20 protein-coding genes and 1 riboswitch are annotated in these 24,874 nt (G+C 51.7%); of the genes, 10 read left to right on the forward strand and 10 right to left on the reverse strand.

All coding sequences use genetic code 11. From position 1 onward, the window contains the following. Window positions 1–3 precede the first annotated feature (3 nt). The 4 genes from RC73_RS15665 to crp all read right to left on the reverse strand — a co-directional run bounded on the left by RC73_RS15665 (window position 4) and on the right by crp (window position 3,057). Window positions 4–1,335: an ATP-binding protein gene (locus RC73_RS15665; RefSeq protein ID WP_039035529.1), complete on the reverse strand. Its 1,332-nt coding sequence runs from the start codon at window positions 1,333–1,335 to the stop codon at window positions 4–6. Beyond that, window positions 1,335–2,009, reverse strand: a complete 675-nt coding sequence (locus RC73_RS15670; RefSeq protein WP_039035530.1) for a response regulator transcription factor — start codon at window positions 2,007–2,009, stop codon at window positions 1,335–1,337. Before RC73_RS15670 ends, RC73_RS15665 begins: the two co-directional genes overlap by 1 nt. Continuing rightward, a complete protein-coding gene (locus RC73_RS15675; RefSeq protein ID WP_039035548.1) occupies window positions 1,990–2,337 on the reverse strand; it encodes a PepSY domain-containing protein in 348 nt (115 codons plus the stop codon). Before RC73_RS15675 ends, RC73_RS15670 begins: the two co-directional genes overlap by 20 nt. Window positions 2,338–2,421: 84 nt before the next feature. Then, on the reverse strand, window positions 2,422–3,057 hold the full coding sequence (gene crp / locus RC73_RS15680) for a cAMP-activated global transcriptional regulator CRP (protein WP_025011303.1): 636 nt from the start codon (window positions 3,055–3,057) through the stop codon (window positions 2,422–2,424). A gap of 356 nt (window positions 3,058–3,413) precedes the next feature. Here crp and RC73_RS15685 point away from each other — a divergent pair, with 356 nt between their 5' ends. Then, window positions 3,414–4,196: a tetratricopeptide repeat protein gene (locus RC73_RS15685; protein ID WP_039035549.1), complete on the forward strand. Its 783-nt coding sequence runs from the start codon at window positions 3,414–3,416 to the stop codon at window positions 4,194–4,196. 333 nt (window positions 4,197–4,529) lie between these two features. Here the strand turns inward: RC73_RS15685 and RC73_RS15690 are convergent, their stop codons facing one another. The 3 genes from RC73_RS15690 to RC73_RS15700 form a co-directional block, all read right to left on the reverse strand. Next, window positions 4,530–5,417: a phosphoribulokinase gene (locus RC73_RS15690; RefSeq protein WP_039035531.1), complete on the reverse strand. Its 888-nt coding sequence runs from the start codon at window positions 5,415–5,417 to the stop codon at window positions 4,530–4,532. A gap of 103 nt (window positions 5,418–5,520) precedes the next feature. After that, a complete protein-coding gene (locus RC73_RS15695; protein ID WP_039035532.1) occupies window positions 5,521–5,778 on the reverse strand; it encodes a YheU family protein in 258 nt (85 codons plus the stop codon). After that, complete coding sequence (locus RC73_RS15700; RefSeq protein WP_039035550.1) at window positions 5,762–6,739, reverse strand: hydrolase; 978 nt, start codon at window positions 6,737–6,739, stop codon at window positions 5,762–5,764. The genes RC73_RS15695 and RC73_RS15700 overlap by 17 nt, the downstream gene beginning before the upstream one ends. 122 nt (window positions 6,740–6,861) lie before the next feature. On the opposite strand from RC73_RS15700, the gene RC73_RS15705 reads away from it, so the two are divergent. Both RC73_RS15705 and RC73_RS15710 read left to right on the forward strand, forming a co-directional pair. Further along, entirely contained in the window at window positions 6,862–7,368 is a 507-nt protein-coding gene (locus tag RC73_RS15705) for a hypothetical protein (protein ID WP_039035533.1), read from the forward strand. A 19-nt stretch (window positions 7,369–7,387) separates the two neighbouring features. Continuing rightward, window positions 7,388–9,001: a GMC family oxidoreductase gene (locus RC73_RS15710; protein ID WP_039035534.1), complete on the forward strand. Its 1,614-nt coding sequence runs from the start codon at window positions 7,388–7,390 to the stop codon at window positions 8,999–9,001. Here the strand turns inward: RC73_RS15710 and RC73_RS15715 are convergent. Then, entirely contained in the window at window positions 8,961–9,413 is a 453-nt protein-coding gene (locus RC73_RS15715) for a DUF2390 domain-containing protein (protein WP_039035535.1), read from the reverse strand. The genes RC73_RS15710 and RC73_RS15715 overlap by 41 nt on opposite strands. A 44-nt stretch (window positions 9,414–9,457) precedes the next feature. Next, on the reverse strand, window positions 9,458–11,365 hold the full coding sequence (locus RC73_RS15720; protein ID WP_039035536.1) for an ABC transporter ATP-binding protein: 1,908 nt from the start codon (window positions 11,363–11,365) through the stop codon (window positions 9,458–9,460). A gap of 329 nt (window positions 11,366–11,694) precedes the next feature. On the opposite strand from RC73_RS15720, the gene RC73_RS15725 reads away from it, so the two are divergent. The 3 genes from RC73_RS15725 to fusA all read left to right on the forward strand — a co-directional run bounded on the left by RC73_RS15725 (window position 11,695) and on the right by fusA (window position 15,717). Then, the gene (locus RC73_RS15725) at window positions 11,695–11,880 is read left to right on the forward strand and encodes a hypothetical protein (RefSeq protein WP_039035537.1); all 186 of its coding nucleotides are present in this window, start codon (window positions 11,695–11,697) and stop codon (window positions 11,878–11,880) included. Between the two features lie 63 nt (window positions 11,881–11,943). Beyond that, window positions 11,944–13,365: a diguanylate cyclase gene (locus tag RC73_RS15730; RefSeq protein WP_235370025.1), complete on the forward strand. Its 1,422-nt coding sequence runs from the start codon at window positions 11,944–11,946 to the stop codon at window positions 13,363–13,365. 261 nt (window positions 13,366–13,626) lie between these two features. Further along, window positions 13,627–15,717: an elongation factor G gene (fusA, locus tag RC73_RS15735; RefSeq protein ID WP_039035538.1), complete on the forward strand. Its 2,091-nt coding sequence runs from the start codon at window positions 13,627–13,629 to the stop codon at window positions 15,715–15,717. A 338-nt stretch (window positions 15,718–16,055) separates the two neighbouring features. On the opposite strand, the gene arcA is transcribed toward fusA, so the two are convergent. Continuing rightward, window positions 16,056–16,772, reverse strand: a complete 717-nt coding sequence (gene arcA / locus RC73_RS15740) for a two-component system response regulator ArcA (RefSeq protein ID WP_039035539.1) — start codon at window positions 16,770–16,772, stop codon at window positions 16,056–16,058. 560 nt (window positions 16,773–17,332) lie between these two features. Between arcA and RC73_RS15745 the strand changes: the two genes are divergently transcribed. The 4 genes from RC73_RS15745 to RC73_RS21450 all read left to right on the forward strand — a co-directional run bounded on the left by RC73_RS15745 (window position 17,333) and on the right by RC73_RS21450 (window position 24,687). Further along, a complete protein-coding gene (locus RC73_RS15745; protein ID WP_039035540.1) occupies window positions 17,333–17,767 on the forward strand; it encodes a DUF3293 domain-containing protein in 435 nt (144 codons plus the stop codon). Between the two features lie 82 nt (window positions 17,768–17,849). Further along, window positions 17,850–18,027, forward strand: a riboswitch (Lysine riboswitch). A 136-nt stretch (window positions 18,028–18,163) separates the two neighbouring features. Then, complete coding sequence (lysC, locus tag RC73_RS15750; protein ID WP_039035541.1) at window positions 18,164–19,531, forward strand: lysine-sensitive aspartokinase 3; 1,368 nt, start codon at window positions 18,164–18,166, stop codon at window positions 19,529–19,531. Next, on the forward strand, window positions 19,521–20,627 hold the full coding sequence (locus tag RC73_RS15755) for a succinylglutamate desuccinylase/aspartoacylase family protein (protein ID WP_039035542.1): 1,107 nt from the start codon (window positions 19,521–19,523) through the stop codon (window positions 20,625–20,627). The genes lysC and RC73_RS15755 overlap by 11 nt, the downstream gene beginning before the upstream one ends. A 190-nt stretch (window positions 20,628–20,817) precedes the next feature. Further along, complete coding sequence (locus tag RC73_RS21450; RefSeq protein ID WP_039035543.1) at window positions 20,818–24,687, forward strand: S8 family serine peptidase; 3,870 nt, start codon at window positions 20,818–20,820, stop codon at window positions 24,685–24,687. The last annotated feature ends 187 nt before the right edge of the window (window positions 24,688–24,874 follow it).

The following is a 24,874-nucleotide window of genomic DNA, read 5'->3' on the forward strand; positions in this document are numbered from 1 at the left end:
CCTTCAGGCCTTAAAGGTCAGTGAAACCTTGAGTCCACCCAATGCCGGGCTTCTGCTGAAGTCGATATCCAACTGATACTGCTCGGCAATATCCTTGACTATCGATAATCCTAATCCATGACCATTGATCTCTTCATCCAGACGATTGCCGCGGCGGGTGAGGGTTTGCATGTTTTTTTCTGCCACCCCGGGACCATCGTCTTCGACACTGACATATACCTGCCCCTGATGTTGCCATACCCTCACCAATACCAGGCTAGAGGCCCATTTATAGGCGTTATCCAACAGGTTACCGAGCAGCTCCATACCGTCTTCCCTGTGGATTGGCAGCCTGGGAATGCCATCGCTGATATCGAAGCGCCAACTGATTTGTTTGTATCTATGCACCTTATCCAGGGTTTGGCACAGGCTTTCCAGATCCCTTGGCAGTACCAGCTGCGCCGCAGGTAGCATATCGCCGGTTATTCGCGCTGCCGCCAGTTTACGCTCTATCATCTTGTGGATCTGCTCCAACTGCTGTTCCAGTGCCCTGGCGGTGTCGGGATCTTTCAACCCCAGCGCCTCGACCTGCTGACGCATCACCGCCAGTGGTGTCTTCAGACCGTGGCTGAGATTGCCCAGATTATTACGGCTGCGCTGAATTTGATTACTGGTGTATTCAAGTAACTCGTTGTAGGTTTCGGCCAGAGGTTTGACTTCGGGAGGAATAGTCTCCAGTGACAGCGAGTTGATTTCCCCCTCCCTGAGTTTGGCCAGCGCCTGTTTTATCTGCTTAACCGGCTTGAAGGATTGCCTCAATACCAGAAATATCCCCAGGATCATCGCCAGCAGCATAGCCAGGTTGACACTCAGTTTAGTGCCATAAACCTCGGTAAATACCTTACGGCCTATGCTGAGATCCTGTGCCACTGTCAAAGTGGCATTGATCTTCTTGCTGCTGGAGGTCAGCCCCAGTGACAACAACTGAATATCGTGATTTTGTGGCCCCTTGGTTTGCCAGGCGCGGGTTTGCCCTGGCTCCAATTGCACTATCTCCAGGCGTTGATCCCACAAGGAGCGGGAGCGGATCTCCCTATCCGGCAGGTTGAGCTGGTAATAGCGCCCGGAATAGGCGGGTTTGTAGAAGCCGGAAAGCAGGCTCTGATCTATCAGGATCTCACCGTCATTGAGGTGAGTCGCCAGTGCCACCTGTTCCAGATCTTCCTGCAAGCGGTTGATGATAGAGTCGTGAAATGCCTGACGCAGCATGGACTCCATAAACGCCAGGCCTATCAGGGTACTCAGTAACACCAGTGCTGTTAGCCACAGGCTCAGCTTGGTGCGGATGGACATCATCAGGATTGGCTGCCGTGAAAGATATAACCTTGGCCACGACGGGTTTCTATCGCCGTCTTACCCAGTTTCTTACGCAGGTGGGTGACATAGACCTCGACCACATTGCTCTCTTTCTCATCGTCAAATTGATACAGCTTATCGGTAAGCTGTGCCTTGGAAAGCAGTTTCTTGGGTGACATCAAGAAAATTCGCAGCAAGCGAAACTCCATGGCAGTCAGGTCGAAACTTTGTCCATTGACTGTTACTGTCTGTTCGGCTTCATCCAGACTGACGCCGCCGAAGTTCAATTGTTTGCCGGGCACAGTGGCACGGCCATGGGTTCGGTGGATAATTGCCTGCAGTCTGGCCAGCAGCTCTTGGGTATGAAAGGGCTTGCCCAGGTAGTCATCGGCGCCGGCATTGAAGCCTTCGACCTTTTCATGCCACTGACTGCGAGCGGTCAGCATGATCACAGGAGTGGTCAGTCCCTGCTGACGCCATTTTTCCAGCAACTGCAAGCCGTTGCCATCGGGCAGGCCGATATCGAGAATGATGCAGTCATACTGGGTTTCTTTGACCAGATAGTCAGCTTCTATGGCTTTGTCGGTGACATCCGTGACATAGCCTGCTTGCTTTAATTGTTTTGCCAGTTCTTCAACCAGCAGGGCGTTATCTTCAACGAGTAGCAGTTTCATTGGGACGACATTCGCTCGGTAATGGGGTTAGGTTATCGGGTAAACCTGTGCCTGCATTTAGGCTCAGGTTGACGATATGGCCATGTTCGACTTTTATCTGCAAATCATAACGCCATTCACCATCTTTCTGATAGAGATGAGCGTCGATCAATTTGCCATGGCACACCCATTGTAGCTGAGAGAGAGTGGCATCCAAGGAGAGAATCGTCCCGGATTTCACTAATTCCTTGGCGATATCGTGATCGGGTTCCAGGTGGGGACTGGCCACTTCAGCCTTTGCAGTACTCAAAGTCAGGCTAATAAAGCTAATGAAAAATAGCCCTCTCAATTGATGCTCCCGAAAAACAAAAGTGGCCAAGGATATTACCTTGGCCACTCTATAGAATCAGGCTTAAATCAAGCTGAAGCTGGCTTAGCGGGTACCGTAAACCACTATGGTTTTACCGTGCGCCTGGATCAGGTTCTGCTCTTCCAGCATCTTGAGGATGCGGCCCACAGTTTCGCGGGAACAACCAACAATCTGACCGATTTCCTGACGGGTGATTTTGATCTGCATGCCGTCTGGGTGGGTCATGGCATCAGGCTGTTTGGCCAGGTGCAACAGAGTTTGAGCGATACGACCTGCTACGTCGAGGAAGGCCAGGTTGCCCACTTTTTGGCTGGTGCTCTGTAGACGATGTGCCATCTGAGCGGCAAGTTTCATCAGGATTTCAGGGTTAACCTGGATCAGCTGCTTGAACTTCTTGTAAGAGATTTCAGCAATTTCACAGGCTTGCTTGGCGCGAACCCAAGCGGTACGCTCGGCTTGCTCTTCGAACAGACCTAATTCACCGATAAAGTCGCCCTGATTCAGATAAGAGAGGATCATTTCCTTACCTTCTTCATCTTTAATCAATACGGCAACAGACCCTTTAACTATGTAATACAGAGTGTCTGAATCTTCACCAGCATGGATCAGGGTGCTTTTGGCTGGATACTTATGAATGTGACAGTGTGATAAAAACCACTCCAAAGTCGGATCTGGTTTTGGCTTACCAATCAGAGCCATGCCTATGTTCCTCGATTGATTAAAACGAAAGTAAGGATATTCTAAATAAGGATTTTACGTCAATATCAAAGAGTAAACTTTGAACCTGGTCTTAGTTTAGACTAAGTGAATCAACGCAATTAAATCGCTAATCTTGGTTATCATTCTGATACTTTAGTGATACATGTCAACCAATTCAGATTAAAAGCCTCTGGATTCGCTCGAGTCTGTAGGTTAAATCACATCTTCTCAGCCTTGCTCACAATTTGCCAAGCACATTGAGGGCTATTATTAGCATTTTATTGTTGAATTCACCTCGACTTTCACGCCGGGTTCGGGCTAATTTATGAGTCTGTATGCATAGACTACCAAAGGGTATCAGAGTGAAGACCCCCTTAATTGCAGCGGCTGCCATGTTGGCCTTGAGTCTGTTCAGTGGACAGTTACAGGCCTTTGCCATTCCCCAGCCAAGCAAGGAAATTGCCGCCAGCAAACTGGCTTATATTCAGCTCAATGCCGCCAATGGTGAAGTGGAAGCTCAGTACTTGCTTGGCTTGATGTACCTCTCCGGCCGTTTCGTCGTCGAGGACAAAATTGCCGGTCTCGCCTGGTTGACCAAAGCTGCCGAAGGGGGCGAGACCAAGGCGCAGCAAACCCTGGCAGACCTGGCATTTGAAGGCAAGTTGATGCAGCGGGATCTGGCGCTGGCCGAGCGTTGGTATCTGCCGTTGGCGGAGCAGGGCAACCATTGGGCCAAGTTCAGACTGGGTTTCCTCTATGCTTCCGGCGGCGAAGGGGTTAACCGCCATTGCGGCAAGGCTGTGGCGTTTTTCAGCTCGGCCGGTGATGACATCTCTCTTGGCAATGCCGCCTGGATCCTGGCCACTTGCCCGGAAGCCAAGTACCGAGATGGTGGTCGGGCGTTGGCGCTTGCTAAGCAACTACTGGAAGTTAACAATCAGGACCCCACAAATCTCGATAACCTGGCGGCAGCTTACGCCGAATTGGGAGATTTTACCGCTGCGGTGGCGACTCAGCAGCAGGCCATTGCAGCGCTTGAGCAGTCACAGGATTTCAGTAAAGCGCTTGAATTTAGGCAGCGGCTGGAGAGTTATCGCAGTCACAAGCCTTACCGTGAAGTGGTGCCCTTGATGGAATAACGCCCATTGTGAATGCTTCAAGCCGATACGGATAATTCCTTTGCTGAACGCTGGGGTTTTCGCTGTGGTTGATTGTGTTTGCGTCAGAGGAAGATAAGGGCGCTTGCATGGGGAGCAAGAATTCGGGCAATAAAAAATGCCCATTATGGGCATATAAAATAGGGTAGGTTGTTGACATACTCGAGGGAACAAACAGATCAAGATGGGGGAATCTATCCCCAAGAGTATGTCAACCATCAGTATTTCGCCTGAAATCCCGATGACTGTAATTTACCCTTTTAGACTTAAATCAAACTTAATCGAGTCTGAAGCCAAAATTTATCTGCAACCAGCTTATTCAATATCCTGCTCCAGCAGGGCTTGGCGCTTATCCATCAGGTCTTTGATAAGCGGCGTCAGAATAAGCTCCATCGCCAATGACATCTTGCCTCCCGGCACGACCAGGGTGTTTACCCTGGACATAAAAGCCCCTTGGATCATCTTCAAATAGTAAGGAAAGTCGACATTGTTGATGCCGCGAAAACGGATCACCACAAAGCTTTCATCCAGACTGGGAATATCTTTGGCACTGAAGGGGTTGGAGGTATCTACCGTAGGGACCCGCTGAAAATTGATATGAGTGCGGGAGAATTGCGGCGTCATGTGATTGATATAGTCGTCCATTGAACGCACGATTGAGCCCATCACTTTTTCACGGGTATGGCCGCGCTCAGAGGTATCGCGGATGATCTTTTGGATCCACTCCAGGTTGACTATGGGTACCATGCCAATCAAGAGATCCACGTGTTGGGCAACATTGCTTTCGCCGGTCACTACACCGCCGTGCAGCCCCTCGTAGTAGAGCATATCCGTGTCTTCCGGTAGCGGCCGCCATTGGGTAAAGGTACCCGGCATCTGGTTGTAAGGCACGGCTTCATCGAAGGTATGCAAGTAGGAGCGGGTTTCCCCTTGTCCCGTGCCGGCATAGTCGGCAAAACACTTCTCCAGACGGGCAAAGTCATTGGCTTCCGGACCAAAATAGCTGATGTTGCGGTTTTCGGCCTTGGCTTTGCGGATCATCACTTCCATTTCGGCGCGGGTATAGTGGTGAAAGCTGTCCCCTTCCACCATGGCCGCATTGATCCCCAGTTGTCTGAAGATGTGACTGAAGGCGGTTGTGGTAGTCGTGGTTCCGGCCCCCGATGAACCTGTCACTGCGATAATTGGATGTTTTGCAGACATTTTTCCTACCTGTTTCAAAGAACTTGGGCCGCAGGCCAACACTGTGGTTATCTGGCCCGTTAACCTTTAGTTAACTACTTATAAAGGAATGCAGGGGGACGGGTCAATCATGGGCAAGTGGAGTTCGGCGCATGATTTCCTCGCGGGAGCGGATGGCAACGGACTCGTCATCTTCGCTGAATTCTACCAGTAAATGGCCGCTCTTGAGCGCCAGATGGCACTTGCCGATGGCCTGCTCCAACGCCTTGTCACCTAGGGAATCGAAACTGCCGTCTTCCACCTGGGAAAGCAGGTATTCCTTAATCAGGTTATCCAGGGTTTCCTTGGGCAGTTGCAGCAGGGATTCATAGGGTATCAGCATGAGTTGACTCCGTCAGATAACGCAGCAATCGCTGCTCCAGATAATAGCGTGGTCGCCACGGTGTGCCACCCTCAATAAAGCCTACATGGCCGCCATTGGCATGAAGTTCATATTCGACGCAGGCGGGCAGATGTGCCAATGATGGGATAACGGCGTCAGTCATAAAAGGGTCGTCTGCTGCATGAATTATCAGGGTCGGTTTGGCTATCTTACCCAATAAAGGCAAGGCGCTGGCCCTTTGATAATAGTCATCGACACCGTTGAAACCGTGCAGCGGTGCAGTCACCTGATGGTCAAAATCATAAAAGGTGTTCAGCCGTTTGATGGCTTCACCATTCAGCGGCAACTGGCTGTTGCCCCGCTCGAGTTTCAGCAACATTTTTTGCTGCAATTGGCGGATAAGATAACTTTGATAAACTTTGGAGAAGCCTTTCTCCAGCCGCTTGGCGCAGGATGCAAGCGCCAGCGGTGCCGATACCACGGCGGCGCGGCTGAGCAGGCTTTTATCTGCAAATTCTCCCTGGTACTTGGCCAGTACATTGCCGCCGAGGCTGTAACCTACCGCCAGTAGAGGCGAGTGGGGATAGCGCTGCTTCAGGGTTTGCAGGCTATGGCTGATATCGGCCGTATCACCGCTGTGGTAACTGCGCGCCAGGCGATTGTCTTCACCCGAGCAGCCTCTGTGATGGTGCACTACGGCGGCCAGTCTCTGCTTCTGACACTCACGCAGCAGGCGGCGGATATAGTGGGAGTCGGCGCTGCCTTCCAGCCCGTGCAGTATTACCAATAAGGGCTTACCCGGGGTTGGCGTCTTGAGCCAGTCGAGATCGATAAAGTCACCATCTTCCAGTTCCAGACGCTCACGCCGCAGCGGCAACCCCGCCACTTTGGTCAGCACGGGAATGATAGTTTGAAAATGGGGGCTTCTGGCCCACCAGGGCGGACGAAAACTGCTGCTCATGGGATCTCGCATGCAAAATGGCCTATTGCCGTGGGCGCTTTGCTGTGGTTAATTGGTTATCGGCCGGATTGTAACACAGATGTCAGCACAGCCGAGTGCAGGGAAATGACAGGAGGACAGGCATGCAAAGACGGCAGTTTCTATTGTGGGCTTTGGGAGGAACAACGGCGCTGGCGTTAGGTGTCAGCCTCTATGTGGATGAGGAGATTGCCAGCTTGAGTGAGCGGGAAAAGCCCCATGATCTTCTGCTTGGTGCCTTGATCCCTGTGTTGCTTGAAGGCGCATTGCCTGAGATTAGCAAGCATAGAGTCGATGCCATCAATCGTACTCTGGATGCGGTCAATCAAACCCTTAAATGGCTACCTAAGGCCCAGCGTCAGGAGCTGGAACAGCTGCTCGACTTGCTGGAAAACCGCTTTGGCTTACTTTTGCTGAGCGGCAGCATGACGCCTCTGATGCTGCGCAGCCCCAACGAATTGGTCGACATGCTGGAGTCCTGGCGCAGCGCTTGGATGGCGCTGCTGCAACAAGCTTATCTCGGTCTCAGAGAATTATTGATGGCAAGCTATTATGCCTGCCCTGAGCATTGGGACAGACTCAACTATAACAAGCCAAAACTGGCACTCTGATACCCGACTGGAGACACATTTGTCGATAGCTGATCCCATTTTGGCCGGGCTGGCCACAGGTTGGAAACATACAGATGGTGCCTCTTTGGCCGAGGATCTTGAACTGGAGACTGATGTCGTCATCATAGGCACAGGTGCCGGTGGCGGTACGGCGGCTGAAATATTGACTCAGGCTGGGCTCAGGGTCTTGCTGTTGGAGGCCGGGCCGCTCAAGTCATCGTCTGACTTTGTGATGGAGGAGCGCCGCGCCTATCCAGAACTCTACCAGCAAGCGGCGGCCATGAAGACCCTGGATAAGGGGATAGGTATTTTTCAGGGCAAGTCGGTCGGCGGCTCCACCACAGTCAACTGGACTACTTCGATTCGAACCCCCAAAGCCACCTTGGATTATTGGCAAAGCCTTGGGGTTAAAGGTTTGTCCCGCAGCGAGCTGGATCCCTGGTTCGACAAGATGGAGCAAAGGCTCAATATCAGTCGCTGGCCGATAGATCCCAACCGCAACAACCAGGCCCTCAGGGATGGCTGTGTCGCGCTTGGCTGGGACTACACAGTTATCAAACGCAATGTGCTGGGCTGCTGGAACACTGGGTACTGCGGCATGGGCTGCCCGGTGAATGCCAAGCAATCCATGCTGGTCACCACAATACCTGCTGCCCTGAATGCCGGGGCAGAGCTATACAGCCATGTTCGCGCCGAACGCTTCGAGCATCATGGTGAGCGGGTTTTTGCCCTTAGAGCCGAGGCGCTCGATGGCTATAACAAGCCTACAGGTGTCAAATTGATGATCCGCGCCCGTCATTATGTGGTGGCGGCCGGGGCAATCCACACTCCGGCATTGCTGCTGCGCTCACAAATGACAGATCCCTATCAGCGCCTCGGCAAGCAGACCTGTTTACACCCAACCGTACTCAGCGGCGCCCGCTTTCGGGAGGCCATCAATGCCCACTCCGGGGCACCGCAGTCGATATATTCGGATCAGTTTGTTTGGCAAGATGGTGCCACTGGTCAACCTGGATATAAGCTGGAAGTACCGCCGGTGCATCCTGTGCTTATCGCCTCCAAGACCTTGGGCTATGGGCCACAGCATGCCGAGTTGATGTCCTGGTTCAATCATCTGCAGGTCACCATAGCCCTGATCCGGGATGGCTTTTCGCCGGAATTGCCCGGTGGCCAGGTATTGCTGACAGATAAAGGCACTGCCCTGGATTACCCTCTGACGCCGGCCCTGTTTGCCGCCGCCAGAAGGGCTTTTGCCAGCATGGCCGAGCTGCAGTTTGCCGCCGGTGCCGAGCAGATTATGCCCATCAATGAGGGCGCCGGAATTTTGTCCTCCTGGCAAGAGGCCAAACAGGTTATTGCTGAGATGCCGCTGGCGCCACTGAAGACCGTAGTGGCTTCAGCGCATGTGATGGGCGGCTGCGCCATGGGTGAAAACAGGCAGTTATCCTGGGTGAACAGCGAAGGCCAGGCGCATTACTACAGCAATCTGTCGGTGATGGATGGCTCTGTATTTCCCAGCAGTTTGGGAGCCAATCCGCAGCTGAGTATCTATGGTTTGACGGCGCGCAACGCCAGCTTGCTGGCCCGGAGGCTCAAGCCTGAGCCAGCAGTGCAGGATATTGCTGAGGACTGAGGTTGAACTGCGCCAGATAGGTACTGAGATTGTGTTGCCTGTCTTCAGTGACGCTGCGAGGCAGGCCGTTGAGTTTGTGCAATATCAGCTGCTGCCCTCTGCGTTCCATCATCAGCTCGACATCCAACATCTGTTGGTACTCGGTTTGTCCCAGGTTGGGTTTGGCCAGGCGTCTCAGCCGCCGATAGGGGCGCAGAATGCCGCTTTCCCATTGCTCCACTTCGCTGTGGAGCTGGGCCCACGAGCCTTGGTTGAGGCTAACGCCTTTGTTGTCCAGGGTCAGCGCCAGCAGCAAGAGGTTGACTATCAGGCCGTGTTCGTCCTGCAGCTTTATCAGCAGGCTTTCCAGCGCCGGGTAAAGTGTTTCACATTCCTGCCAAAGACTAGAGGTAAACAGACTCGTATGTGGCACGCTTTTCTCCTTGCTTGCAATCTCAACACCCGGGTTTCCCCGGCTCAAAGGCCTGACTCGGCTTCGATGGTGTCTATCTCTTCCTGAAGTTCCAACCAGTTCATTTCACTCTCTTCCAGCGCCTGCGAAAGTTGGGTGCGCTCGGCGAGGATCTCCGTCAGTCTGGGCTTTTGTTCGGCTTCGTAGAGAGAAGTATCCGCCAGCAGATTTTCCAGCTCCGCCAATCTGTCGGTAGCCAGGCTTTGCTCGGCTTCCAGTTTGGCCTGGCGTTTCTTCAGTGGTGATAGTTTTTGCCTCAATTCAGCTTCCAGGCGCTTTTGCAGTTTCTTGTCCTGGGCCGGTGAGGCTTCGTCAACCTGAGACACACTTGCCGTTGCAGCTTTGGCGGCATCCAGCAACCACTGGTGATAGTCATCCAGATCGCCATCGAACATCCGCACTTCGCCGCCATCGACCAGGTAATAGTCGTTGCAGGTGAGTCTCAGCAGGTGACGGTCGTGGGACACTATCACCATGGCGCCTTCAAAGCCCTGCAGTGCAACGGTCAGGGCGTGGCGCATCTCCAGATCCAGGTGGTTGGTGGGCTCATCGAGCAGCAATAGATTGGGGCGTTGCCAAACCAGCAGCGCCAGTACCAGACGGGCCTTTTCACCACCGGAGAAGGGACGCACTTGGGCCAGCGCCATATCTCCCTGGAATCCAAAGCCACCGAGGAAGTCTCTCAACTCCTGTTCGCGGGCATTGGGGGCCAGGCGCTGCAGATGCTGCAGCGGGGTATCATCCAGCTGCAGAAACTCTATCTGATGCTGGGCAAAGTAGCCGATATTGAGCCCGGGATTGGGTTCGTACAGGCCGCGCATGGGCGAGAGTTGCTCAGACAGCAACTTAATCAGGGTGGACTTACCGGCACCATTACGACCCAATAAACCGATGCGGGCGCCGGGCACCAGATTGAGATGCACCTTGTTGAGAATAGCCTTGTCGCCGTAGCCGACCGACACATCTTCCATCTTCACCAAGGGGTTGGGCAGCGCATCCGGCTCGCGAAACTCCATATAGAAAGGGCTGTCGGCCTTGGAAGGCATCAGCTCAGTCATCTTTTCCAGTGCCTTCAGGCGACTTTGGGCCTGTTTGGCCTTACTGGCCTTGTAACGGAAGCGGTCTACAAAAGACTGCATATGCGCTCTCTCTCGCTGCTGGCGTTCATAGGCCACCTGTTGCTGGGCCATACGTTCGGCACGAGTGTGTTCAAAGGCGCTGTAGTTACCCTTGTAGAAGTTAAGTTTTTGGTGTTCCACATGGACGATTTCGTCCACTATGGCATCGATAAAGTCACGGTCGTGGCTGATCAGCACCAGCGTGCCTTGATAGGATTTAATCCAACCTTCCAGCCAGTACATGGTATCCAGATCCAGGTGGTTGGTGGGCTCATCGAGCAGCAATAATTCTGAGCGACACAGCAGTGCCTGCGCTAGATTGAGGCGCATCCGCCAGCCACCGGAGAAACTCTTCACCGGATGGCTCTGCTGGGCCTCGGTAAAGCCAAGACCTGCCAGCAGGGTACCGGCACGGGCACGTATGCTGTAGCCGCCTACGGCATCAAGCTTGCCGTGCAGTTCGGCTATCCTGTGGCCATTATCCTCGGCTTCAGCCTTGGCCAGCTGGGTTTCGAGCTCGCGAAACTCACTATCGCCATCGAGCACATATTCCAGTGCCGATACCTCCAGCGCCGGGGTCTCCTGGGCAACGGTTGCAATGCGCCACTGGGATGGCACGCTGATCTCGCCTTTGTCCAGGTGTAGTTGCCCTAAAATCAGGGCCAGCAATGAGGACTTGCCCGTACCGTTGGCGCCGACTAATCCCACCTTGTGGCCGGGATAAATAGTCAATGAGGCCTCGTCAAGCAAGGTCTTGGTGCCACGGATCAACTGGGCATCGGAAATGGTGATCATGAATACTGCTTTGGAATACGCTGAAATTATGGGGCCAGATGATAGCCCAGAACCCCGGTCTCAGGCTATAGCAGCAACACTTTGCTGTGAGCTGGCACCTGGGGGTAAATGACGGTCATCATTTCGAATGAAAGCCCCCCCCCTCAAAAGTATGGCTTTACGGCTAACGACGCGAAAAACATCGGAAAAAGCCAAAGTTTCAGATATTTCTGAACTGCTGTTTGTAAAAACGTGCAGTACCATCCAAGCGCGCAAAAAAAGCGCCACAGGCAACAAGGAGTTTTACCAAGGGAGCCTAATTACCTTGGGGCAGACAGGGAGAGTCGTAGATGGGCGTGATCCGCGTAGTCAGCATGGCTGAGTTGCATCTCAGCGATGCCGGGCAGATTGAGGCCAACTGGCAAAGCTTGAGCAATGAACAGCTGGTATCTTTGGCGCCGTCCGGGTGCTCGCTTGAGCAGCTCAAGCGGGAACTGGCCGATAGCAGTAGAGTGCTCCTCAGAATGAGAGAGTAAAGTTTATGGACTAAAATTCTATGTATTCTGACTCGCCTGAGAGTAAACACTTTGCTGACATTTTTGCGGCCCATATTGTTTGGCAACCTTTTACTGGCAACGGCCGCAGTCAATGCAGTCACGATTCCCTATTGTGTCGACCCCGACTGGATGCCCTATGAAGGCATAGACCAAGGCAAACATGTGGGCATTTCATCCGGCTTTCTTGAATTCATTGAAGAGCAGACTGATTGGCAGTTTCAGTTAGTACCCACCGCCAGCTGGCAGCAGACATTGACATATTTGAAGCAACAACAGTGCGTATTTACTCCCATGCTCAACTATACCTCCAGGCGCGCCGAATATTTATCCTTCACTGATATCTATAGTCGCTCTCCCAATGTGTTGGTTTCCCGCCGCGAGCAACCCTTTCTACAAAGTATGGAACAGGTCGGGAATAGAAGTCTGGTGATCCCCAGAGGTTACCGCTTGCTGGATTATGTGCGTCAGAACTATCCCAAGATCCACATTATGCTGGCCGAGACGGAGCAGCAGGGACTGGAGATGGTATCCAGCGGTGAGGCTGATCTGTTTATTGGTTCTATGTATTCCATCAATGCCCGCATTCAGCAGAGCGGCTTGTTTAACCTCAAAATCGCCGCTTGGGCCGGGCCTGAGGATCAGTTCCGGATGGCGGTGACTGAGAATAGCAAGTGGATGCTGCCCGATCTAAATCGTTTGTTGGCGCAGATTTCTGACGACCACAGGGCCAGGCTGTATCGTCAGTGGAGCAATATGGCGGTGTTGGAGCAGACGGATAGAGGGCTGACTTGGCAGCTTATGGTTGTGATAACACTGGTCTTCGGCGCTTTGTTGGCGCGCTACCGCTGGATTAGTAAGTATAACCGGGAGCTGACAGCCAAGAATCAACAGTTGGAGAAACTGCGTAATCAGCTATTGGAAACCAATAAGGAACTTGAGTTTATTTCGACCCACGATCCTTTAACCAAGTTGTATAACCGTCACTACTTTCATCGACATTTTGCGCCAGAACATCGCAGTGACGCAGCGCAAGGGCATACATCACTGATAGTGATAGACATAGATTTCTTTAAAGATATCAATGATCGCCATGGTCACAGCGTGGGTGATTCCATACTCAGTGATCTGGCTTCTCTGCTCATGGAGGGAGCCCGCGAAATCGACCTGGTGGCCCGTTGGGGCGGTGAGGAGTTTATGATTATTTGCCCGGATACTGATTGTATTCAGGCAAGGCATCTGTGTGAGCGCTTGGCATCGGCGATGACTGTTTATCCCTTTTCTGCCGGTGTTAGCCTTAGCTGTAGTTTTGGCCTGACAGAGCTGAAACCCGGAGAGTCTATTTGGAGCGCATTTGATCGGGCTGACCTGGCTTTGTATCGGGCCAAGTCAGAAGGCCGTAACAGAATTTGCTGCGATCCTGAATATGATCGAGCCAATAAAATCGGGCCAAATTCATCGGTTTGAGGTTAGAGCCGCACTTTTATGAAGTCAATTTCCGTGTTTATGACCCGAATAGTGAAAGTATGTGTGCTCAAGATGTTGAATTTATGGTGTTTTATTTTTTTTATTCGTTAGCGGTGACAAACTGGTGAAAATTGAAACTGCTGATTGCAGCCTATGGGGGTTTCGGTGTTATAATACGCGCCTTATTTATGGGGTTCCGTCTGTCGCAGCTTTGAAGTGGCATACTCCGTCTCCTATTAACTAATCATTTGAAGTTGAATCATGACTGACTTATCAAAATACAGAAACATTGGTATTTTTGCTCACGTTGACGCGGGTAAAACCACTACCACAGAACGTATCCTGAAACTGACCGGCAAAATCCACAAGATGGGTGACAGCCACGACGGTACCACTACTACTGACTTCATGGAGCAGGAAGCCGAGCGCGGTATTACCATTCAGTCTGCTGCGGTAAGTTGCTTCTGGAAAGATCACCGTTTCAACGTCATCGACACACCCGGACACGTTGACTTCACAGTTGAAGTATATCGTTCTCTGAAAGTTCTGGACGGCGGTATCGGTGTATTCTGTGGTTCCGGTGGTGTTGAGCCTCAGTCCGAAACCAACTGGCGTTATGCTAACGAATCTGAAGTTGCTCGTATCATCTTCGTAAACAAGTTGGACCGTATGGGTGCCGACTTCCTGCGTGTTGTAGGTCAGATCAAGCGCGTTCTGGCTGCGACTCCATTGGTTATGACTCTGCCTATCGGCGTTGAAGATGAGTTTAAGGGCGTTGTTGACGTTCTGAACCGTAAAGCTTATGTATGGGATGACTCTGGTCTGCCAGAAAACTACTCTGTAGAAGAAGTTCCAGAAGACATGGTTGATCTGGTTGAAGAGTACCGTGAGCACCTGGTTGAGACTGCCGTTGAGCAGGACGACGACCTGATGGAAGCTTACATGGAAGGTGAAGAGCCTTCTATCGAAGATCTGAAGCGTTGTATCCGTAAGGGTACCATCAATCTGTCATTCTTCCCCACTTACTGTGGTTCTGCTTACCGTAATAAGGGTATGCAGCTGGTTCTGGATGCGGTTGTTGACTACCTGCCATCTCCAACAGAAGTTGAGCCTCAGCCTCTGACTGACCCAGAAACTGGTGAAGAAACCGGTGAAGTCGCTACTGTATCTGCCGATGAGCCACTGCGCGCTCTGGCGTTCAAGATCATGGATGACCGTTTCGGCGCCCTGACCTTTATCCGTGTCTACTCTGGTAAGCTGAAGAAAGGTGACACTATCCTGAACTCTGCTACCGGTAAGACCGAGCGTATCGGCCGTATGGTTGAGATGCACGCTAACGATCGTAAAGAGATCGACTCTGCTCAAGCCGGTGACATCATCGCCGTTGTAGGTATGAAGAACGTTCAGACTGGTCACACTCTGTGTGATCCTAAGCACGAATGTACTCTTGAGCCTATGATCTTCCCTGATCCAGTAATCTCTATCGCTGTAACTCCTAAGGACAAAGGCGCTTCTGAGAAGCTGGGTGTTGCTCTGGGTAAGATGGTTGCAGAAGATCCATCATTCCAGGTTGAAACCGACCAGGAAACCGGTGAAACCATCCTTAAGGGTATGGGTGAATTGCACCTGGACATCAAAGTAGACATCCTGAAGCGTACTCACGGTGTTGAACTGACTGTTGGTGCTCCACAGGTAGCTTACCGTGAAACCATCACTCAAGCCGTTGAAGACAGCTACACTCACAAGAAGCAGTCTGGTGGTTCTGGTCAGTTCGGTAAGATCGACTACCGCATCCGTCCAGGCGAAGCTGGTAGTGGCTTCAAGTTCACCTCCAGCGTTGTTGGTGGTAACGTACCTCGTGAATTCTGGCCAGCAGTTGAAAGCGGCTTCGAAGACATGATGAACGAAGGTCCTCTGGCTGGCTTCCCAGTACTGGACGTTGAAGTTGAACTGTTCGACGGTGGTTACCACGCAGTTGACTCCTCAGCGATCGCGTTTGAAATCGCTGCCAAGGGTGCATTCCGTCAGTCTATGCCTAAGGCCAAGCCTCAGTTGCTGGAACCTGTGATGAAGGTTGACGTGTTTACTCCAGACGATCACGTTGGTGACGTTATCGGTGACCTGAACCGTCGTCGCGGTATGATCAAGGATCAGGAAGCTGGTCTGACTGGCGTACGTGTTAAGGCTGACGTGCCACTGGCAGAAATGTTCGGTTACATCGGTCACCTGCGTACCATGACTTCTGGTCGTGGTCAGTTCTCCATGGAGTTCTCTCACTATGCTCCATGTCCTGCCAACGTGGCTGAGACTGTTATCGCAGAAACCAAGGCTCGTAACGCAGCCAAGAAATAAGGATTAATTATCCTGATAAAAACCCGCCTTGATGGCGGGTTTTTTTATGGGCGAATATCCAGTGCCACTAAGCCAGCAGAATCAAGTTTGTACTCAGTTCGGCGGATGCCGCTGAATATCAATGGGCAATCGTATGGCAACTGTTTCCGAAACTGGCATATGTGGCAAAGGAGCTACCTAAGATAAAGGAGCTATCTAAGATAAAGGCGCTGGGATTGGCAGAGCATTACCGTGAGGAAATCACCAGCAAATATCAGTAGAAGGGGGAGTGGTGATAGCAGATAAACAAAAGCCAGCTCGATAAGCTGGCTTTGTTCAGGGCCGATAACGCGTGTTTATCAGTCTTCCAGATTACCGCAGAAACGGTAGCCTTCGCCGTGGATGGTGGCGATGATTTCCGGTGTATCAGGCACACTTTCGAAGTGCTTACGGATACGGCGGATAGTCACATCAACAGTACGGTCATGTGGCTTAAGCTCACGGCCGGTCATCTTCATCAGCAACTCGGCGCGGCTGAGGATCTTGCCTGGGTTTTCCACAAAGTGCAGCATGGCGCGGAATTCGCTACGCGGCAGCTTGTAAGACTCACCCTGAGGGCTGACCAGTGAACGGCTGTTGATCTCCAGGCTCCAACCATTGAAACGATAATGTTCCACGGCGGCCTTTTCTTCAATTTCAGCTCCTGAGCTGTTGACACGAGTCAGCAGGTTGCGGGCACGAATAGTCAACTCACGAGGGTTGAACGGTTTGGTGATGTAATCATCGGCACCGATTTCCAGGCCCAAGATCTTGTCTACTTCGTTATCACGACCGGTAAGGAAGATGAGGCCGATATTGTTGATTTCGCGCAACTCCCGCGCCAACAGCAAACCATTCTTACCTGGCAGATTGATATCCATAACCACCAGGTTCACCTTGTTTTCCTGCAAGGCTTTGTGCATCTCTGCGCCATCATTGGCTTCGGTTACCACATAACCTTCTGCCTCGAAAATACTTCTCAGCGTGTTACGGGTAACGGCTTCATCTTCAACGATCAGAATGTGCGGGTTTTGCATGTTATTTACCTAATTAAATCAGTTTATCTAACCATGAGCGCGGGTGACGCTCCGCTATACTCTCTAAAACGCCAACATTCACAGGGTTCACGTAAGTGCTGTTCAAAACTGAAATGAAACGGCAACACACTTCATGATTAGCAAAAAGTATGCTCTCCACCTGGAGAGGCGCGAACTGTACTCTCTAGGATTCCCAGTGGCGGGATTTAGTTCCTGAAAGACATGGAAAATCCAGAAAATGCGATCTTAAAACCAGATTACATTTGGTACAGAGTCGTTATCATTAGAGACTTATGCTGTCGCGTAATGGCGCTAGCCTGGTCACACGCTTAACTCTAGGTCTCTGTCGATACAATCCATTGTACTAGGATTAGGCATTTGTTAACAAATGAAATGTTAACAAATTAATGTTTAACTATGATCTAAGTCACAAGTTTTTATGTTAGATATTGAAACTTAAGCGTTTTGTGTTTTGTCTTACTGTGAGCTTGCTCACGGGGCTAGGGGATTTCGTAAGCCTTTGCTAGAATAACTCCGGTTCATTAGAGACAGATACTACAATGGATGCTGCATTTGAAAGTCTCTGGCAGTACTACCAGAGCGCATGCTTTTTTTTGACTCAGTCGTTTTCTTCCGCTGTTCCTTTTGCCATTGTCACCGCCCATAACCCTCTGGGGCAAAAATTGACTTCCTGCCAGAACCGTCTTCTCGATCGGCAGCTACAACACGATATTGATAAGCTGGGCATTCCTTACCGGGCGATCATAGGCGCTGCCGATGATCTCAGTCATATGGAAAAAAGTTGGGCCCTGTTTTTGGATAAGGCTGCGGCAATCGAACTGGCATTCAAGTACCGTCAGAATGCACTTTATTATGTGGATAAAGGCTTACTGACATTAGTGCCCTGCCATAAAGGCAAGCATGAAATAGAGCTTGGATTATTTGCAAGCCGAGCTCGTTTGGTCAATGAATTACCTGAACTTAGTGATAAATAAGTTGAGGATATTTCATCAGATGCAAATTAGCATTGACTTCATAAGGGCTTTATTGCTAATTTTTTCATCCCTTTCGCAAGAAAGGAACAGAAGAGGAGCGTTAACTAGGTAGTGAGTCAGAGGAAACCAATTTCCTATGACGGCTCATGAGGGAGATTAACGCCGAGGTCGGGATGCGTATTGGTAACGCTCTCCGGTCGGTTGGTCAGGCTGAATCCTGGCGGCTGTCACCTGGTTTTTGGTGGAGAGCTTCTGGTGACGATCGCTTTGTCCCTACTTTGGGGTGCGTTATCTCAGCACCAGGCTCTTCGAACGTTATCTGTTCGGAGCTTAACTCATGAAGTCTATTCTCGTTGTCGACCTTTCCCTGTCACCTGCCTGTGGGGGAATGCGCTGATGTCTCTTGTTGTTGCCAAGTTTGGCGGTACCTCAGTTGCCGATTATCAGGCGATGAATCGCTGTGCCGATATAGTGCTTGGAAATTCGGCTACTCGTCTGGTTGTGGTGAGTGCATCCAGTGGCGTAACCAATCTGTTGGTGGAGTTGTCTCAGGCAGACATGGGGGATGAGCGCCGTCTCAAATTATTGAAAGATATTGCCAGCATTCAATATGCGATTCTGGACAAACTTGGTAGACCTGCTGCTGTTGCCGCGGCGCTGGATGCCTTGCTCAGCCGTATGGCAACGCTCAGTGCCAAGCTGTTGCAGGGGCCGAGTAATGCTATGGTTGATGAGATCCTGTCCCTTGGTGAGCAATGCTCTTCAGCGCTGTTTGCCGCGGTATTGAGAGAACGCGGTGCCAAGGCCAGCGCCTTTGATGTGCGTCAGGTGATGCGTACCGATAGCCATTTCGGCAAGGCCGAACCACAAATCGCCGAACTGAAGCGACTGGCGACAGAGAAATTACAACCCTTGCTTGAGCAGCAACTGTTGGTGACCCAGGGGTTTATCGGTGCCGATGCCGAGGGGCGAACCACTACCCTTGGGCGTGGCGGCAGTGATTATTCCGCGGCTCTGTTGGCAGAAGCTTTGCAAGCCGATGCGGTTGAGATCTGGACCGATGTAGAAGGGATTTACACCACAGATCCCAGACTGGCTCCCAACGCCAGGCCTATCGCAGAAATCAGTTTTAATGAGGCGGCGGAGATGGCTACTTTTGGCGCCAAGGTGTTACACCCTGCCACCATCTTGCCGGCGGTGCGCCAACAGATCCAAGTGTTTGTCGGTTCCAGTCGGGCGCCGGAAAAAGGCGGCACCTGGATCCGCCATCAAGTGGAAGATGAGCCGGTATTCAGGGCCGTTGCCGTGAGACGAGATCAGACCCTGCTTAACTTGCATAGTTTGCAGATGTTGCATGCCCAGGGCTTTTTGGCTGAGACCTTTGCTGTGTTGGCGCGGCACAAGATCAGTGTCGATCTCATTACCACCTCAGAGGTGAATGTGTCGCTGACCCTGGACAAAACAGGCTCAGATTCAGCCGGTAAGGGGCTTCTGACGGAAGCTCTGCTGCAGGAGTTATCGCAAAACTGCCGGGTGCGGGTGGAAGACAAGCTGGCCCTGGTAGCGATCATTGGCAACAAGATAGCCACTACCGCCGGGATCTGTCGCCGGGTATTTGAAGTGCTCGAACCCCATAACGTCCGAATGATCTGTCAGGGTGCCAGTCCACACAATCTCTGTGTCTTGGTGTCTGAAGCCGAAGCCGGTGATGTGGTGGCCGCTTTGCATCGTAACTTATTTGAAGGTGCTCAGGATGCAGCTTGAACACCTGCAGGTTGGGGAGCTGGCCGCAGGTCAGCCTCTGACCATCCCCATATATCGCTTCAAAGGCACCGGTCATTCGGCGCCCAGCGTCTATATTCAGGCCAATGTGCATGGCGCCGAGGTACAGGGCAATGCGGTGATCTTGCAATTGTTGCAGTACTTCAAGGCGCATCCGCCTCTGGGAGATGTCACTCTGGTGCCTTTGGCCAACCCCTTGGGGATCAACCAGAAAAGCGGTGAGTTTACCTTGGGCCGCTTCGATCCCATCACAGGTATTAACTGGAACCGAGCCTATCTTGAGCAGGTCGTCCATCTGGATGACTGGTATCCGCAGTATAGTGAGCTGCCGGAGCAAGCACTGTTTGATGCTTTTCGTCAGCTTCTCATTGCCAACTGTGAACAGGCATTGGCCAATCCCTGGGGAGTGACGACCGGCCAGAGATTGGCGCTCAATCTGCAGAAACTGGCACATGGCGCTGACATAGTGCTGGATCTGCACACCGGCCCCAAGTCCTGTAAACACCTTTATTGTCCCGAGTATGAGCTGTCAGCTGCCGACTACTTTCATATTCCCTACACCTTGGTGATGCCTAAAGGCTTTGGCGGTGCCATGGATGAAGCGGCCTTTAATCCCTGGTGGCAACTCAGCGACTATGCCAAGAATAGGGGGCGAGATCTAAAAGTCGCAGTATCGGCCTTTACTTTGGAGCTTGGCAGTCAGGAGCGTATCGATCTTGCCGATGCCAGTCGGGATGCGGAAGGAATATTAAGTTATCTGAGCTATAGAGAGGTGATAGCCCAAAGCGTACTGCCGCAGGTGATGCCGCGTTTTGCTTGTTTGCTGAAAGACTATCGAAAGTTTCACGCACCCATGGCCGGTATGGTGGAGTATCTGGCCGAGCCGGGAGTGCCTTTGCCCGCCGGCGCGCCTCTGGTCAATATTCTCAGGCTCGATCGAGTCGATGTTGGCACAGAGGTTACCAAGCTCTCACTTGAGGAAGATGTGATCCCCGTGCTGCATTTTGCCTCGGCGTCTGTGCACCAAGGGACTGAGCTCTACAAGGTGATGACCAACTACTTTACTCTTTCTGATTAAGTTAGGTCCCGGTGTGAGCCGGAGTTTAACGTCTATCATTCTGTAAATGGCTGATAAATTGTAATTTTTTGTGTATTTGTTTTTCAATTGTATCCATAGGTGTTACAAATGTTTGGCGCCCTTGTATTTAGGGTGTTTTTTAAAACGGAAACATAAAACAACAATAAACAGTCTTAATGGGAGTAGACAATTGAAGAGTCAAGTTGCAATAGCTGTTTCAGCAGCGCTGTTATCCATGTCATGCCATACCCAGGCCGCGCCGTTGAGCGTTTCAGATCCATTTATTTCTTCAGATCTGCTTAGTGCATCCAGCGGTCGCAAAGGACAACAGCAAGAGATGGGGCAACATAAGTTTGTCAGGGAACCAGGACTTGCTGAGGGGAAATACACTTATATAGTGCGCCTTAAAGATCCCTCTGTGGCGAATTATGCCGGTGGTATTGCCGGGCTTGAAGCCACCAGTCCACAGCGAAGTCAAGGGTTGGCGTCCCAAAAGGCCCCCAAGCTGAATACCGCCAGTGTGGCGGTGAAGTCCTACGTGAAGTATTTGAATGCCAAGCAACAGAACTTTTTAATGAGTGCTGCGGCCCAAGGGGTTCAGTTACAGGCTAAGGTCAGGTATCACTATGCCTTTAATGGGCTGGCGGTCACCATGGATCAGCAGCAGGCAGAAGCCCTGTCCAAGTTACCCGAAGTAGCTTTCATTGAGCGGGAAAGCCTTTATTCAATGGATACCGACAGCAGCCAGAACATGATAGGTTCTCCCAAAGTGTGGGACGGCAGTGCTACAGGGACTCAGGCTATGGGGGAAGGGGTCATAGTCGGGGTGATCGATTCGGGGATCAACAGTGATCATCCATCCTTTGCGGATATTGGGGGTGATGGTTATGACCATACCAATCCCTGGGGACAAGGTGTCTACGTCGGTGACTGTGCGGTAGAGTTCTCTGACATGTGTAACGATAAGCTGATCGGAGTCAGAAGTTATCCTGAGATTACCGATAGTTATGATGATGGGGAGGTCTTTGGTCCAACACCTCCTGCCAAGAATGGTGAGGATTATGGTGGTCATGGTTCTCACACTGCCGGTACGGCAGCGGGAAATATCCTTAAGAATGTCCCTTATGTTGTCGGTGAGGTCGGTGAGGCTCAAGGGGATGGCATTGAGACCGGACTCGAGTTTACACAAATCTCCGGGGTCGCTCCCCATGCCAATATTGTTGCCTATCAGATCTGCCGTCCGGGCAACAATGGCGATAGATACTCAGGTTGCCCCACATCGGCGATTCTCAAGGCGTTGGATGATGCCATTGCCGATGGAGTGGATGTGATCAACTATTCCATCAGCGGCGGTGGTTTCCCTTGGGCTAGTTCCACTGAAATGAGCTTCCTGGCAGCCCGTAATGCCGGAATTTTCTCTGCCGTATCGGCCGGAAATACCTCTGCATCGGTTAATCAAGTTCCCTTTTCTTCACCCAAGAATGCGCCTTGGTATACCTCAGTCGCGGCATCAACCCATAACCGCGAAGTGCGCTCCACTCTCGAATTCAACGGTGACCTGCTGGATTACACTCAGGGAACCGGGCCGGTGATTACTACAGACATCAGCGCACCTTTGGTGTACGCAGGTGACTTGGCTGCTGATAATTTCGAAGGTTGCAACGCCTTTGCCGCCGATGCGTTCAAGGAGCAGTTGGCGCTGATTAAGCGCGGCGGCTGTAACTTCGCCGACAAGGTCAATAATGCCAAAGAGGCGGGTGCAGTAGGGGTTATTGTCTTTAACAAAGACGGTGAAGGCAACGTCAGAAACAAGATGTCCGGACTTGGTAACACCAGTATCCCTTCTGTTTTCATCGGCAATATTGACGGTTTGGCCGTCGTGGATGCGCTGGCGGCTACGCCAGGCTTGGTGGCCAAAATCAATGCCACTCCATCGGCCGTTGAGCGTCAGGCCGATGTGTTGGGAAGTTTCTCTCTACTTGGACCAAACCGTTACTTCGACGTGATTGCGCCGTCGATTTCAGCTCCGGGTGTGGACATCTATGCCGCTTACGCCGATGAACAGTATGGCCATGAAGTGACAGGTACTGATCCTGCTGATTATACCCTGATGTCCGGTACTTCTATGTCGAGTCCTCATGTGGCGGGCGCTGGGGCGCTGCTGAAGTCGGCTCATCCAGAGTGGACGCCGGATAATATCCGTTCAGCCTTGATGCTGACAGCAACAACAGCCAGTGCCATGACCAAGGCAGATGGTAAAACTACCGCGGATCCGTTTGATGTGGGAGCCGGGCGGATACGGGTGGATTTGGCCGCCAAGACTGGGCTTGTCATGGATGAGTTGGCGGACAATTATGAGTTTGCCAACCCAGAGCTCGGTGGTGATCCAAGACGTTTGAATCTTCCCAGTATGTCCAGTAGCCAATGTGTTAATAGTTGCAGCTGGAAGCGAAAAGTCACGGCTACCAAAGATGGCGTATGGAGCGCTGCCGGAGTAGCGACGACTGAAGGGTTGAAAATAACGGTTTCACCAGAAAACTTCACTCTGACCAAAGGGCAGTCGCAGGTGGTGACTGTCACCGCCGATATCACTGGGGTGAGCTCAAGTGATTGGGCGTTTGGTAATCTGCTGTTGACCTCGAGCAACCACCCTGATGCGGCTATGCCTGTGGCGGTTAAAGCTGCCCGTGATAACTTGCCGGACAGCTTTACCATCAGGGCGGGACGAGATGCTGACGAGCTGACTTTCAACGAGCTTAAATCGCTTGATATGACTGGACTGGATGCAGAAGTCTCTGCCTTGGCACTGGCCGACAGTTTTGAGGCGGTATTGAAGCAAGATTCAAATGTTGGTAGCTTCCTGGACGACATTACCGATGGTGTCGCCTTCGTTGCCTACAGGGTTGAAGAGGGGGCAAAGCTGTTTAATACGACTATTACTGCCACCAATTCCCCGGATTTGGATCTCTATGTGGCGATAGACAGAGACAGTGACGGGTCGTTGGATGCCCTTGTCGGCCAATCGGCCAGAGCTGGTTCTGATGAATCTGTCAGTATCAGTAATCCAGAAACCGGTGACTATTATATCTTTGTGCAAAACTATGAGGCTTCAGCCGCCAATGCCGAAGATCCCTTCACCCTGAAAACTTCTGTGGTAGAGGCAGGTCCGGCTCAGGACAATTTTACTCTGACCAAGACAGGTGACAACGAGGACTTCTCACTGAAGTTCGCCTGGAAGGATAATTTTGTCGCTAGCGACCTGGGTTATGCTGTGGTAACTCTGACGTCCAGTGATGCCAATGTCGCCGCCAAGAACTTGCCGGTTGCTTTCAACCGGGTCGTTGATGATGTGCAGATGCCTGCGGCCAGTGTACTCAGTGGTGAGATGACCCCTGGGCAGCCAGTAACCATGACAGTAACTATCGCTGCCAATACTTCCCTTGAGGCTCGGGAGTATCAGATCAAGGCCATGGTGCCGGAAGGGCATGAAGTCACGGCTATCAGCGACCAAGGGGAGCTGGCTCAAGGAGTATTGAGTTGGACTCATGTGATGCAAACTGGCGATCCGGCCAAAACACTGAGTTTCAAGTTTATCCCGCGTAAACAGGGGCTGGGTAATAAGCTGATACTGAGCAATACCGTTGTCAATGATACCGCCGAGGTATTGACTCAGGAGTATCTGTTTGATGTCAAAGAAGGTGCTCCTGTTATCAAAGTCAATGCACCCGACCGAGTGGCAGAGCGTAATAGCTTTGTTATCGATGCATCAGCCTCGGCCGATCCCAATGGTGATTCGGTCAGCTATCACTGGACTCAGATCGCCGGCGCGCCGCTGAAGTTTGACAGCTCGGCGGCCAAGTTGGAGCTGACAGCGCCTGAAGTGGGTGGTCCTGGCGATTTGCTGACTTTCAATCTGAAGGTGAGTGACTCCAAGGGTAATAGCACCACGGAAACGGTCAGCATAGTGGTGTTTGACTGGGAGCGTGACAGTGGTGGTTCACTGGGATGGTTGTCACTGTTGTTGCTGCCTTTAGGCTGGCTGCGCAGGAAATCGAGCTAAGGGAGGTGCGAACAAAGTCCTATGTGTGCTCTGCGTCGGCTTACAGGCCTGGATGCAAGGTGTGGCTCGCAGCAAATGGCTTTAGTCCTTTGCAATAAGCACTTCCCCGAGTCTTAAACTGAAAAAGGCTGCCAATTTGGCTAATGCCGATCAGTTAAGACAGATCGCTTGACGATCTCACTGAAAG

Origin of the sequence: Shewanella sp. ECSMB14102 (genome assembly GCF_000813075.1) — a bacterium.
GTDB classification, from domain to species: domain Bacteria; phylum Pseudomonadota; class Gammaproteobacteria; order Enterobacterales; family Shewanellaceae; genus Shewanella; species Shewanella indica.